We start from the raw sequence: 13,064 nt of genomic DNA, 5'->3' as shown, positions 1-13,064 counted from the left end.
TGCTAATGCGTTCGGCAACACCTTGCGGATAACCAAAGGCAAAATCAAAGCCAGCAAAAAGACGTTTACGGGAAGCCAAACTGTCAGCAATAACCTCCCGCACAAGCGCCATAGCTTCAAACCGCGTTGCCAGATTACGCACCCATTGCAACTCGGTGCCATCGCACAACGCAACCCAAATTGAGTCTTTACCCATTTTGGGTGCGTTCGCTGCAGACCAATCCACAATCAAATATCTGTCAAACAGCGCCACGGCAGTGTGCTCAGTTCTTTTTCAATGTGCGCGGACCAAGCGGGTGGTCTGCCTGCGGATATGGGTGATGGTGATGATCATCATGGCTATGAGCGTGGTCATGATGATGGTCGTGATCGTGTGCGTGATCATGGTCATGCTCGTGGTCGTGCGAATGAATCGGCGTCCACTCAAGACCGTGCTTGGCACAAAATGCTTCATCGCGACATGACGCATCACAGTCACCATCGCATGGACAATTGACGGGCGCGCCGCCAAGACCTTCCACATGATGATGGTGGCTTTCTTGCGCCAAACCAACTTCAGCTTCAAACCCAAGAACCTGCTCACGATATTTACACATCTGGCAGTTCATATTGTTGCTACCCTCAATGATTTCGCGCACGCGCTCAACCATCGTGTCGATCACCAAATCATGGTCGTTTAAATAACCAGCCTTGATAAACTCAATATCGGGATGTTTTGCGGCAACAATATCGGTGTGCGTATAAATACGTTTGACCAATACGCCGGTAAAAAGAAAATATGGGAAAACAACGATACGTTTGTACCCAAGCTTAGAAACATGTTCGAGCGCGGGCTCAACCAGCGGAAACGTAACGCCAGAATAGGCTGTCTCGCCCCACGCAAAACCCAAGCCTTCCCAAAGCATACGCATAACTTTGGCAACATTGGAGTTGGCATCAGGATCAGAAGCACCGCGCCCAACAACAACCAGCATGGAATCATGCAGGCTTTCGCCCTCTTTCCACCCAGAGGCGACAAGCGCTTCTTTAATACGTGCACCAGCAGCGCGGATCATCCGCATATCAATGCCCAATTCGCGGCCATAATCGACAGTGATGTCGCGGTTTTGCGCTTGGTATGTATTCAGCACTGATGGAATATCATTTTTCGCATGACCAGCAGCAAACAACATGCCCGGCACAGCCAGCACATGGTTCACACCTTTGGCTTTAAGCGCATCAATGCTTTGGTGAATAACAGGGTTGGCAAATTCCAAATAGCCATAGTCAACGGGCACATCAGGAAACCGCTCACGCATACGTTCAGCAAGCTTTGCAAACTCACCAACCGCATTCTGGTTACGGCTGCCATGACCGCAGATCATGACACCGTATTTTTTGCCGTCGGGCGCGTTATCAAACATTGTTTGATTTGCCAAACTTTACGTAGAGTGCAGCAAGAATTGCAACGGCAATTATAGCACCTGCATAGAGCAGATGATGCCCATGACCATCTTTAAGTTCGACATGACCTGCATGCGCAAATGCGTTCGTTGCAAGAATGGAAGAAAGAAGTGTAACGAAAATTCTAAGCATCATAAGTCCCTCAATTGCTATTGGCATTACCAAGGGCACTCGAGTTCAATTAAGAACCAAGATCTTCAGTTCGGCAGCGTTTGTTCAAGGTCCCCGATCTGGGTCAACCAATTAACAACCCCCGTTCTGGCCATCATAAAATAGCACCACCGGTAATCGGTCGAACCTAGGCATTAAAAACCTATGGGTCAATCATAGAAACTCAGGATGCAAAAGTTTTTAATCGGCAATAGGCCCATGCGATTTTAAGTCGAATCCAAGCAGTGTCGCGGTTCGCTCGATAAGCTTAACTTCTGATGCAACCAGCTCACCATCGGCCTCGGCAATTGCAATCATATGATCGAGCAATTTTTGACGTCGCTCAAGACTGAGCTCTTTAAACATTTCAGCTGATTGCGTTGCAGATGTTTCGTAGGCCATGTCGGCAAGATATTTATATATGGCATCAAGCGCACTGGGCGTGACGTCAAATTCTTCAGCGCATATGCGTTTGAGCATATCAATCTCGACTTCACGCACTGTGCCATCAGCCAAAATCATTCGAAAGAGCAATAAGAGCTCCGCACTCAGTGTCGGATCGCCCGCAACCAAACGGACATTTTTATCCGTTTCAATCATGGATTTAACTTTAGCAAAAAGACTTTGCGGTTTTTCGTCGCCCATTATATTCCCCAATCCATGTCTGGCAGTTTAGCACTTGCCAATACGCCCCTACTATGATCATGGAATGATATGTCAGCAAGCAATGAAATCATCATCCTGTTAGTATTCGCAGCCTTTTTTGCTGGTTTCATTGATTCAATTGCAGGCGGCGGCGGCCTCGTCACATTGCCAGTGCTACTCATTGCAGGTTTGCCGCCGCTTCAAGCCTTGGCCACAAACAAATTACAGGGGCTTTTCGGCTCTGGCTCCGCTGCTTTTACCTATGCATCTAAAGGCCATGTGGACCTGAAAAAGCAAATCGTTCCTGCTATCATATCGGGATTAGCGTCCTGCGTTGGGGCGATACTAATCACACAGCTTCCATCGGAAAATATTCGTCTCATATTACCTGCGCTGCTGATCGCCATAGCGCTGTTCTTTTGGTTCAAGCCTGGTCTTGATGATGTTGATCGCGCGCAAAGATTAACGCCATTTGTGTTCATAGCAACAATAGTGCCGCTTATCGGCTTCTATGATGGTTTTTTCGGCCCCGGAGCCGGTTCATTCTTCATGCTCGCTTTTGTAATGCTGTCCGGCTTTGGCATTTTAAAAGCAACCGCGCACACAAAGCTTCTCAACTTTGCTTCCAATATTGGCGGCTTTGTCGTGCTGGCGCTCGCTGGCGCAGTGGTTTGGAAGCTTGGAATTTTGATGGGTATTGCACAATTTGCAGGCGCTCAAGTCGGCGCAAGACTGGCTATGAAGCAAGGCTCCCGCATTATTAAACCGCTGCTCACATTGACCTGTATAGCCTTGGCGGCAAAACTACTCTTCGATCAATATTACTAGCGCTTGCCGAACGTTTTGCGCTTTCCAAATGTAGCGGCCCTATGCGTTTCACGCGGTCCCATTCGGCGATCTTGAACCCGTGGAAGAACCGTTGGATTTTGCGCTTCCTGCATTCGATCACGCAGTGCATTTAAGATCGCCAGATCAATGGGATCATCTTTATTCAACTCGTCAAGAGCGCGCTCTTCTATATCATCGTCAAGCAATTCTTCTTTCAATATGGAATGCAAACCACCCTTGATGCCAAATTCGGGCACATTGCGCGGTACCAACATGAAAGCGCCCATCGGGTTTGCAGGTTCCGGCGGCTGATGAAACACTTCGATAATTTCACCTTCAGCAACACCAAAAGGTGCGCCATTTGCAGGAACCGCATCCGCTTTGATAGCCATATCGATAAACTGAATGGAACGCTTGATCATCCACTCATATGAAACATTCGCCTCTTTGAAAATAACCGGTTTTGGCAGCAGATATTGTGAACCATTTGCCACCATTCCAACCGGCCCTTGATCATTAATATAGCCATCGCTTGAATAAAGATAAGGGCGGATGAAAAAGCTGGTCAGGGAAGCCTCACTGCCTGCCTGTTCAAAAGCTTGCGGCGAAACCAGATAATCGCTTGGCAGCCAGTGGAAAGCGGTCGCCTGATTATTGCGATGCATGACATCTGCAATCCGGTAGGCAAGCGTCATGGCGCGCAATGAATCTTGTGTTGAAACAAAATTATCAGACGTCTCATCGTCAAGATTTGGCACAATATCATAATCATGCAAAGCAAGGTTACGCGCAATCTTCACAAAGCTATGAGCGCTGTGGTTAGCAACACGCTGCTCCGCATCCGGCATCATCATTTTTGTAATAGGCTGCGGAAGACACCCACCGAAGCCTTCAATCGGCAACGGCTTATTCTCTTGAATAATCGTGATCCGGTAATCACCAACAGTAAAAACGGGCGGCCGGCCCAATTCGGAAATCATATGGCAATCGCCGCGGCAACCAAGTAAGGCCGCTAAATTCGCGATATGTGCTGTGATTTTTTCAGGCGCCAAAGGCGAGAAGCGATTGTGCAGCAACACACATTCGATCGAACTAATAGGTTGGATTTCCATTCACTTCCCCCGCGTTCTGCAGAGGAAGTTTAAAATGGGAATATTAAGAATTACAAAATTTAAACAGTAATATTAAAACTGATTACCATAGATTTTTCTTACCATTCCACGCCGATTTGAGCTTTAATACCACTGCGGAAAGGATGCTTGATCAGCTCCATTTCAGTGACAAGATCGGCTGCTTCAATCAATTCTTCTTTTGCATTACGGCCAGTTAGAACCACATGCGTCATATGAGGTTTGTGCTCATTCAAGAAGCTAACGACTTCATTGATGTCGATGTAATCATAGCGAATAGCAATGTTGATTTCATCGAGCAAAACCATGTGGTTGCTCTCGTCTAAAATCTCTTCTTTGGCCTTTGCCCATGCAGCTTGTGCCATTTCGATATCGCGTGATTTGTCCTGTGTTTCCCAAGTAAAACCTTCGCCCATCGTATGAAAACCACAAACATCTCCAAACTTAGCAAGAATGAGATCGCGCTCGCCGGTGGACATGCCGCCCTTGATAAATTGCACAACGCAGCATTTTCGCCCATGCGCGATATTGCGGAAAATCATACCAAATGCCGCTGTGGATTTACCTTTTCCTTTGCCCGTATGAACAATGACAAGGCCCTTTTCATCGGTCTTGGTTGCCATGATTTTATCGCGCGCAGCTTTTTTCTTCGCCATTTTCGCGTTGTGTTTTGCAACATCGTCGATCACAGGCTTTTGTTCTTCACTCATATCAAGCTCCAACTATCTCATCTAAATCAAATTTGGCTGAATTGCTGCGCGGCGTCCATAGACCGCGCTCTATTGCTTCATTCAGCCGATCGGCCATTTCGCGCAGCGCATCAGGGTTTTTTGCTTCCATAAATTCACGAACAGCATCATCTACCAGAAACGCATTGTAAACAGCATCAAAGTGATGGTCTTTCACCGCACCCGTTGTTGCGGCAAAAGCAAACATATAATCCACTGTTGCGGCCATCTCGAATGCGCCCTTATAACCGTGACGCATCACGCCTGCGATCCATTTTGGATTGACAACACGCGCACGCACAACACGGCCAATTTCATCTTCTAACGTGCGAATAACTGGCCGCTCAGGGCGCGAATGATCATTGTGGTAGACAATAGGCTGCTCGCCTTTGAGGTGCTCTACAGCAGCACTCATGCCACCTTCAAACTGATAATAATCATCAGAATCGAGCAAATCATGCTCACGGTTATCTTGATTTTGTACAACAGCTTCCACGCTCTTTAGCCGCGTTTCAAAAATGCCGCGCGCGCCTTCGCCTTCAGCCTTCGCACCATAGGCATAAGAGCCCCAAACCATATAGGCTTCGGCAAGATCAGCTTTGTCAGCCCAGCCCTTTTCATCAATAAGCGCTTGAAGACCAGCGCCATAGGCACCGGGTTTTGAGCCAAATACGCGGTAGCCGGATTGCGCCTGAGCCGCCGACAAATCCATTCCCTTATCGACAAGCGCTGTGCACTCTTTTGCCATACGTGCAGCAATTGGATTATCGGCCTCATCTTCATCCAATGCGCCAATCGCCCGTATCGCTTTATCAAACAATGCAATCTGATCAGGAAACGCATCGCGGAAAAAGCCAGATATGCGCAAAGTCACATCAACACGTGGCCGTCCCAGCACCGATGTTGGAATAATTTCATAGCCAGTAACACGGCGCGATACGCCGTCCCATATTGGCTTTGCACCGATTAGCGCAAGCGCCTGCGCAATGTCATCACCGCCCGTGCGCATGTTGGATGTGCCCCACGCAGTGAGCGCAAAGCTCGTCGGCCATTCGCCATTATCCTGCATATAACGCACGATCAAAAGTTCGGCAGATTTCTTGCCGAGCGTCCAAGCTGTTTCAGTTGGAACGGCACGTGTATCAACCGAATAAAAATTTCGCCCTGTCGGCAAAACATCGGGCCGCCCGCGTGTCGGCGCACCAGATGGTCCAGGTTCAACGAACTGTCCGCCCATCGCGGTCAAAATACCGTCCAGTTCAGCCTGTCCGCACACCACAACGGAAGGACGAATGCGCTGGTTTATTTCTTCAAGAACGTTTCGTGTATTTGTCCATTGGCTTTCACAAGCAGTTTCGCCGCTTACCAATTGCGCCGCAAAAAGTTCTATGCGCTCAATCGCATCCCCGTTTGTGCGCCAAACATCATCGCAAATCTCCATGAGAATGCGCGGTTTCTCACCGTCCCACGGCAGGGCCGGATTGCAATCCAATGGGTCGAACCCAAGTGCGAAATCAGTAGCAATTGCCCGCTGTAAACTCGCATCTTTTCCCTCGCCTGCACTGCGCGGCACACGTGCCAATGCAACAACCAAATCGGTCAACAAACGGCCTTCTGGTGCAAGGCCAAAAATGTGCAGACCATCACGAATTTGCATCTCTTTGAGATCACATAGATAAGCATCCAGCTTTTCCAGCGCAGCATCATCACGGTCTTGTTTGGCAATTCCCGCATCATGATCAAGTCCGATATCACGCACGAGTTCGAGTATGTTCTTCTTTAAGAGTTTTAGCCGGCGCGGATCATTTCCCGCAGCATCATAATATTCATCAACCAGCGCCTCTAAATCTTTAAGATGCCCATAGGTTTCTGCGCGTGTGAGCGGCGGGGTCAGATGGTCGATAATCACAGCAGAGGTTCGCCGCTTTGCTTGCGTTCCCTCACCCGGATCATTGACGATAAACGGATAAATATGCGGCAATGGACCAAACACAGCTTCTGGATAACAGGTTTGAGAAAGCGCCAAAGCCTTGCCCGGCAACCATTCCAGATTGCCATGTTTGCCCATATGAACGACCGCATGCGCACCATAGATTTCGCGCAGATAAATATAAAACGCCAGATAACCATGCGGCGGCACAAGGTCCGGCGAATGATAGCTTTCTTTCGGATCAATATTATAGCCGCGTGCGGGCTGGATGCCGATAAGCGTTTCACCAAAACGCGCAAGCGGCAGCGCAAATTTGCCATCGACAAAGAACGGATCATTTTCTGGCGCACCCCAGCGCGCAGCGACTTCATCTTGAATCTGAACGGGAAGTTTTGCGAACATCTCATTGTATTGATTCAAGGAAATCGTTTCGCGAATCTCCCGCGCATTAACAGCAGCATTTGTTGGGCCCGCCCGCAAATGATCGATTAGCGCATCGCCATCAGCAGGTATATCACCAACATTATACCCCGCATCACGCATTGCGCGCAGCACCTCAACAGTTCCAGCGGGCGTATCAAGGCCGACACCATTGGCGAGGCGCCCATCACGGTTGGGGTAGTTCGCCAACACAATGGCGATGTGTTTGTCTACGTTTTGAGTGCGCTTGAGCCGCGCCCAATTGGCCGCAAGATCAGCAACAAAATCAACACGGTCAGCAACCGGCTTATGAGCAACAATATTGCATTCCACACGCTCATTAAACGCGTCGGCAGATTTGAAAGAAATAGCCCGCGACAACACACGCCCATCGACCTCAGGCAGGGCAACATTCATCGCCAAATCGCGTGAATTTAACCCTTGGGTAGAAGCATCCCATGTTGCCTCATCTGAGCTTGAGAGCACAACCTGAAGCACTGGCGCGCCTGTGGATTCAAGCACCGTTTTCTTGCGGTCGGCACCGGGCGTAGAAACCGCAAATCCGGTCGCGTTTAAAACAACATCCGGCTCGTGCTTTTCAAACAATTGCGCAACAGTCGCAACGCTCACCTCGTCCTTAAGGCTGGATATATAGATTGGCAGTGGGCGAACACCGCGTTCTTGCAGTGCTGTACAAAGCGCATGAATGGGTGCCGTTTGCCCCGATTGTAACAAGGCACGATAGAAGATAATTGCAGCAGTCGGTTGATCTTGCTTGCTTGTATAAAGCGCGCCAAATAGACCCGCTTTGAGCAATGGACGCGCTTCTTCATCAATCGGCTGACCATCCACGATTGAATGGCAAGCACCTAAAAAGCTTTGCGCATTCGATGCCCCGCCCTGCACAAGAAACTGCCACAGCGCCCAATAATCGGAAACGGAAATAGTCGACAAATCAGCAAGTTCAGCATCTGGCTTATCATCGCCGGGCAATAGAGCGATGCGAACGCCATGTTGCTGCGCCGCCATCATCAGCGCTTCAACACCATAATTCCAATAGGTTTTCCCGCCAAGAAGACGCGCAACGATAAGCTTTGCTTTATTGCCCGTTCGCTCCATCCATGCATCAATCGACATTGGATGCTTGAGTTGAAGCATATTGGCTAATCGAAGATTATCGCACGCGGTCGCATCTGCAGCTTCCGCAAGGCTCGCAAGCTCGGTATCAGCAGAAGATAAAAAGCAAATATCTGCGGGCGATTGACCAAGATCAATCGCATCCCCATCGCCATCCGTTAGCGAGCCTTTTTGCGCCAGCAATAAATGCATGTTGGATTAAACCGCAGCTTTGATTTCGGCAGCAATTGCGGCCTGATCCAGATCGTGCAAACCAATCACCACCAAACGTGATGAAGGCGTTTCGCCTGCCTGCCAAGCACGATCAAAATAAGTCTCAATACGCTGCCCAACAGCTTGAACAACCAAACGCATCGGCTTGCCCGGAACAGCACAGAAACCTTTCAATCGAAGCACATCATGAGCCGCAATGATTGTTTTAAGCCCAGCAATAAACTTTTCCGTATCGGCAATTTCGCCTGTCTCAACAACAAAGCTTTCAAACTCATCATGGTCGTGCTCATGACCATCAGCATGGTGAATTTCATGATGAGACTTACGGTTTTCAATCTCGCCTTCTGTCGCCGAACCAAGTCCAAGCAGCACTTCGATTGGCAGTTCGCCATGTTTAGCAGACACGATTTTGAGCGCGCGATCTGTTTGGCTTTGAACAATGGCCTTCACAGCCTCAAGACGGTCAGCATCAATCAAGTCTGATTTATTCAACACGATCATGTCTGCTGCACGAATTTGGTCTTCGAACAATTCTTCAAGCGGGCTTTCATGATCTAGCTCTTCGTCAGCGGCACGTTGTGCATCCAACTTATCATGGTCATGCGCAAAACGCCCTTCAGATACAGCAGCAGCATCAATCACGGTGATAACACCATCGACGGTGACCTGCGTTTTGATTTCAGGCCAGTTAAAGGCTGCTACAAGCGGCTGTGGCAGCGCCAGACCAGACGTTTCAATGATAATGTGATCAGGGCGGTTTTCGCGTTCCAACAATTTTTCCATTGTTGGAATAAAATCGTCCGCAACGGTACAGCAGATACAACCATTGTTAAGCTCAACAATGTCATCTTCGGTGCATGTATCGATGCCGCAGCCTTTCAGCACATCGCCGTCAACGCCAAGATCACCAAATTCATTGATAATCAGCGCAATGCGCTTGCCATTAGCGTTTTGCAGCAGATTGCGGATCATTGTTGTTTTGCCTGCGCCCAAAAAGCCAGTAATCACGGTGGCAGGAATTTTTGCGTTCAACATAGTTTAGCCCTTCATTTTCAGCGGTAATCCCGCTGCGATAAAATAAACTTCATCCGCCATAGCGGCTATTTCTTGGTGTAGTCGTCCAGCGTGATCGCGAAACGCGCGCGCCATGTCGTTTTCAGGCACAATGCCCAGCCCAACCTCATTGCTGACCAGCACGACCGGCGCTTTCATGTCGCTCAATGCTGAGCGCAATTTTTGCGAACGCGCCGCAACATCGGCTTGTCCCATCATAAGGTTGGTCACCCATAAGGTGAGGCAATCCACAAGAATGATATGACTTTCACCATCCGCCTCTAGCAGTGCAGATTCCAGATCATCAGGTGCTTCAATGTTGGTCCAGCCAGTGGTTCGCCGCTCTTTGTGCATATCAATGCGCGCACGCATTTCATCGTCCCAGATTTGCGCCGTCGCAATATAATGAGGTGAAAGACCACTCTTTAAGACGAGATTTTCGGCAAATGTCGATTTACCCGAGCGCGCACCGCCCAAAACAAGCGTTACTCGGCCCTTTGTCTCAAAATTAGAAGCTGCGCTCATGTCCGGTTCATCTCATTGCGTTTCATAGCAAGCGCATTGAACGAACCTAAAGGTGAAGACTGCCAGCACAAACCAACTGCCTACACATCTGGCCCGACACAGGACGCCCGCCCTATCAGATCAATCGCAAAGGCAGGTCTCCTGGCTCATGGTTTATCCGGCACATCTACCTTCCCGGGCTATCCCAGTGGTGTCTCATAAAGACGCGGTGTGCTTACCATTCTACAGTCGCGGGGTCGGCAGTGATAAAGGCGCCCGATTTGGGTTCGCCTGTCACATTCCCTTTTCATCCAAAAATGCATAAGCATTTTTAGAACCATTGCACGCCAACATTAGGTCTTTGTTGCAAGCAACGTCAATCAAATTGAAGAGGCTAAGGCAGTTTTCTGTTCATAGCGTTTGGCAACAGCCAGCATCGCATCAATATCCAGTAATTGTTCCAAGCGTTCTGCAAGATCATCAAGCGTCGCTTCAACACGGTCCAAATGGTTGCCGCCAGCCGAAGCAATACCGAAGCTCGCAAGCCAAGCACGCCGAAACGCACCATTATCAAAAAAACCATGAAGATAAGTACCCATGATCTTTCCGTCCGCACTCATAGCGCCATCGGCACGTCCGTCGATTATGCTTGTCGGGCGCTGACAATCTGCACCAGACGTTTCACCAATATGAATTTCATAACCCGTCAGTGGCACGTCAAAAACCGGACTATGTGCACTTACATTGCGCACATTCTTCTTTGGCAACATGATCGTTTCAATATCCAACAAGCCAAGCCCATCAATGGTGCAAGCAGCGCCCTCAATACCATTGGGATCAGCAATCTTCAGCCCGAGCATTTGATAGCCGCCGCAAATACCAACAATATGCCCGCCGCGCTTTGCGTGCGCATATAATTGAACATCCCATCCATTTGCGCGCAGACAAGCCAAATCAGCGATAGTTGATTTAGAACCGGGCAAGATAACGATTTGCGCGTCGGCAGGAATGGCCTCACCCTTGCGAATGAAATGAACATCCACATCATCCTCGGCAATCAGCGGATCAAAATCATCAAAGTTGGAAATACGGTCCGTGACCAGCACCGCAACTTGCAGCGCCTTGCCGGATGCCGCCCGCACCAATGTCTCCAGCGCCACAGAATCTTCCGCTGGCAGCTTTCCAGCCTCTGCAAGCCAGGGCACAACACCAAATCCGCGCCAACCTGTAAATTCAGTGATGGCCGTTAAACCATCATCAAACAGCGAAACATCGCCGCGAAACTTATTGATAAGAAAACCTGCGATCATAGCGCGGTCTTGATCTGGTAAAATTGTGTGTGTTCCCACGAGCGAAGCAATCACGCCGCCCCGATCAACATCGCCAACCAATATAACAGGTACATTTGCGCGCGTCGCAAACCCCATATTGGCAATGTCTCCAGCGCGTAAATTGATTTCGGCTGGTGAACCTGCACCTTCGACAACAACAATGTCTGCTTGTTGTTTGAGTGTCTCAAAACTATCCAGAACGGCGCCGAGTAATTTGGGCTTTAGTTTTTGATAATCCCGCCCCTTTGCGCTTCCAGTTACCTTACCGTGCACAACGACTTGACTGCCAACATCCGATTGCGGCTTTAACAATACGGGGTTCATGTGAATACTGGGCGCGACACCGCACGCCAGCGCTTGCAACCACTGCGCTCGCCCGATTTCACCGCCATCATCGGCAACAGCTGCATTGTTCGACATGTTTTGCGGCTTAAAGGGACGAACTTTCATGCCGCGATTTTTAAGCGCACGACAAAGGCCAGCAACCAATACGGTCTTGCCAACATCCGAGCCTGTACCCTGCAACATAATAGAAAGTGTCATGATAATCGCGTAGCTCAATTTATCATGAGCGAAAAGCGTAAATATATAACGCCCTAGAGATGACGCTGCGTCACGCAAATTTCGTGTAAGCCTCATTTAAAGTAAAAAACCGCATTGCAACTATGTGTTGCAATGCGGTTAGTACTCAAAACTTACCACAAATACGCTGTGGCGAAATTCTCTCCGGTACGCAGTACCTGATCCGGAGCAGGCTGTATTGAACGCCTTGCCTCACATCTATAAACACACATCGTTACCACGAAGTTATTGAGACCTTAACCAAGTCTAAATTTTGCACTTTTTATGACTTTTTTTGTTTACACTTGTTAACGATTTCCGCGTTCAAAGCCACATCATGCAATTCTTGCATTGATATTGACCGGCAAGTGCTGAATGCTCTTGAAGAATCAAAGGAGCTTCGATGATCACTTTCATGGCAGTGAAGCCAACATTGCGCAAAGGCTGTATTTTTATTGCCCTTACGTCACTTTTCGGATGCGTGAGCACAAGCCCAGCCGTTAAGACGAGCTTCTATACAGTTAACGGGCAAACAGGCGCACAAATCGACCGCGAGCTTCGCGTCAAAGGGCCCTTGAGCGGCCATGCGCTTGCCTCTGCTGCGATTAGTTTTGAGCCAGTTTCCGTCTTACAAGAAACCACAAAAGCTGGTTGCAGTTTCAAGACTGCAAAATTCCGCGTGAAGGCTGATATTACATTACCGCGCTGGGCAGACAGACGCGCATCGAAAGACCGTGACTTGCGCCGCGCTTGGGATGGGCTTTCAAAATATGCGAAACTTCACGAGCAGATGCACGTAAAGATTGCAGAGCAATTTGCCAAACAAATAGGTGAAAGCCTAATGGCGCTTCCAACGCATAAAACATGCGAAAAGCTTGATAAAGTGGCCGAAAAAACATTCAAACGCATATTGCGCAGCCATGACCGCGCTCAAAAACGATTCGATGCTATTGAGCAGAAACGACTAGCAGCCATATTTGAGGACGCTTAA

At 48.9% G+C, this 13,064-nt stretch carries 11 protein-coding genes and 1 riboswitch; of the genes, 2 read left to right on the top strand and 9 right to left on the bottom strand.

Annotated elements, in window-relative coordinates; translation table 11 throughout:
- Positions 1-263: 263 nt before the first annotated feature.
- The 3 genes from N530_RS0114670 to N530_RS0114660 form a co-directional block, all read right to left on the bottom strand.
- Positions 264-1,403 (bottom strand): sirohydrochlorin chelatase, encoded by a 1,140-nt coding sequence (locus N530_RS0114670; protein WP_026481305.1) that lies wholly within the window; start codon positions 1,401-1,403, stop codon positions 264-266.
- The gene (locus N530_RS0114665) at positions 1,396-1,578 is read right to left on the bottom strand and encodes a DUF6732 family protein (protein ID WP_026481304.1); all 183 of its coding nucleotides are present in this window, start codon (positions 1,576-1,578) and stop codon (positions 1,396-1,398) included. Before N530_RS0114665 ends, N530_RS0114670 begins: the two co-directional genes overlap by 8 nt.
- A gap of 216 nt (positions 1,579-1,794) precedes the next feature.
- Positions 1,795-2,238, bottom strand: a complete 444-nt coding sequence (locus N530_RS0114660; RefSeq protein ID WP_026481303.1) for a TerB family tellurite resistance protein — start codon at positions 2,236-2,238, stop codon at positions 1,795-1,797.
- Between the two features lie 69 nt (positions 2,239-2,307).
- Between N530_RS0114660 and N530_RS0114655 the strand changes: the two genes are divergently transcribed.
- Positions 2,308-3,066: a TSUP family transporter gene (locus N530_RS0114655; RefSeq protein ID WP_026481302.1), complete on the top strand. Its 759-nt coding sequence runs from the start codon at positions 2,308-2,310 to the stop codon at positions 3,064-3,066.
- Here the strand turns inward: N530_RS0114655 and N530_RS0114650 are convergent.
- The 6 genes from N530_RS0114650 to N530_RS18315 all read right to left on the bottom strand — a co-directional run bounded on the left by N530_RS0114650 (position 3,063) and on the right by N530_RS18315 (position 12,055).
- Positions 3,063-4,178 (bottom strand): hypothetical protein, encoded by a 1,116-nt coding sequence (locus tag N530_RS0114650; RefSeq protein WP_026481301.1) that lies wholly within the window; start codon positions 4,176-4,178, stop codon positions 3,063-3,065. The genes N530_RS0114655 and N530_RS0114650 overlap by 4 nt on opposite strands.
- A 98-nt stretch (positions 4,179-4,276) precedes the next feature.
- Positions 4,277-4,906 carry a cob(I)yrinic acid a,c-diamide adenosyltransferase gene (cobO, locus tag N530_RS0114645; protein WP_211097915.1) on the bottom strand — a complete coding sequence of 210 codons (630 nt, stop codon included), beginning with the start codon at positions 4,904-4,906 and terminating at the stop codon, positions 4,277-4,279.
- Between the two features lies 1 nt (position 4,907).
- Positions 4,908-8,603, bottom strand: a complete 3,696-nt coding sequence (gene cobN / locus N530_RS0114640) for a cobaltochelatase subunit CobN (protein WP_026481299.1) — start codon at positions 8,601-8,603, stop codon at positions 4,908-4,910.
- 6 nt (positions 8,604-8,609) lie between these two features.
- Positions 8,610-9,659: a cobalamin biosynthesis protein CobW gene (gene cobW / locus N530_RS0114635; protein WP_026481298.1), complete on the bottom strand. Its 1,050-nt coding sequence runs from the start codon at positions 9,657-9,659 to the stop codon at positions 8,610-8,612.
- Positions 9,660-9,662: 3 nt separating this feature from the next.
- A complete protein-coding gene (cobU, locus tag N530_RS0114630) occupies positions 9,663-10,202 on the bottom strand; it encodes a bifunctional adenosylcobinamide kinase/adenosylcobinamide-phosphate guanylyltransferase (protein WP_026481297.1) in 540 nt (179 codons plus the stop codon).
- Between the two features lie 113 nt (positions 10,203-10,315).
- Positions 10,316-10,538, bottom strand: a riboswitch (cobalamin riboswitch).
- A 23-nt stretch (positions 10,539-10,561) separates the two neighbouring features.
- Complete coding sequence (locus N530_RS18315; protein WP_051541035.1) at positions 10,562-12,055, bottom strand: cobyric acid synthase; 1,494 nt, start codon at positions 12,053-12,055, stop codon at positions 10,562-10,564.
- Between the two features lie 421 nt (positions 12,056-12,476).
- On the opposite strand from N530_RS18315, the gene N530_RS0114615 reads away from it, so the two are divergent.
- Positions 12,477-13,064: a DUF922 domain-containing protein gene (locus N530_RS0114615; RefSeq protein ID WP_035267265.1), complete on the top strand. Its 588-nt coding sequence runs from the start codon at positions 12,477-12,479 to the stop codon at positions 13,062-13,064.

The sequence above is a fragment of the Ahrensia sp. 13_GOM-1096m genome (assembly GCF_000620605.1).
Lineage (GTDB): Bacteria > Pseudomonadota > Alphaproteobacteria > Rhizobiales > Rhizobiaceae > Ahrensia > Ahrensia kielensis.
The sequence above is the reverse complement of the archived record's forward strand: the minus strand, read 5'-3'. Positions and strand labels throughout refer to the sequence as shown.

Bases quoted from the DNA above. Each gene is read 5' to 3' on its own strand.
- N530_RS0114655 (WP_026481302.1), top strand. From the start codon at position 2,308: ATGTCAGCAAGCAATGAAATCATCATCCTGTTAGTATTCGCAGCCTTT.
- cobW (WP_026481298.1), bottom strand. From the start codon at position 9,659: ATGTTGAACGCAAAAATTCCTGCCACCGTGATTACTGGCTTTTTGGGC.
- N530_RS18315 (WP_051541035.1), bottom strand. From the start codon at position 12,055: ATGACACTTTCTATTATGTTGCAGGGTACAGGCTCGGATGTTGGCAAG.
- cobN (WP_026481299.1), bottom strand. From the start codon at position 8,603: ATGCATTTATTGCTGGCGCAAAAAGGCTCGCTAACGGATGGCGATGGG.
- N530_RS0114670 (WP_026481305.1), bottom strand. From the start codon at position 1,403: ATGTTTGATAACGCGCCCGACGGCAAAAAATACGGTGTCATGATCTGC.
- N530_RS0114660 (WP_026481303.1), bottom strand. From the start codon at position 2,238: ATGGGCGACGAAAAACCGCAAAGTCTTTTTGCTAAAGTTAAATCCATG.
- N530_RS0114615 (WP_035267265.1), top strand. From the start codon at position 12,477: ATGATCACTTTCATGGCAGTGAAGCCAACATTGCGCAAAGGCTGTATT.
- cobO (WP_211097915.1), bottom strand. From the start codon at position 4,906: ATGAGTGAAGAACAAAAGCCTGTGATCGACGATGTTGCAAAACACAAC.
- cobU (WP_026481297.1), bottom strand. From the start codon at position 10,202: ATGAGCGCAGCTTCTAATTTTGAGACAAAGGGCCGAGTAACGCTTGTT.
- N530_RS0114650 (WP_026481301.1), bottom strand. From the start codon at position 4,178: ATGGAAATCCAACCTATTAGTTCGATCGAATGTGTGTTGCTGCACAAT.
- N530_RS0114665 (WP_026481304.1), bottom strand. From the start codon at position 1,578: ATGATGCTTAGAATTTTCGTTACACTTCTTTCTTCCATTCTTGCAACG.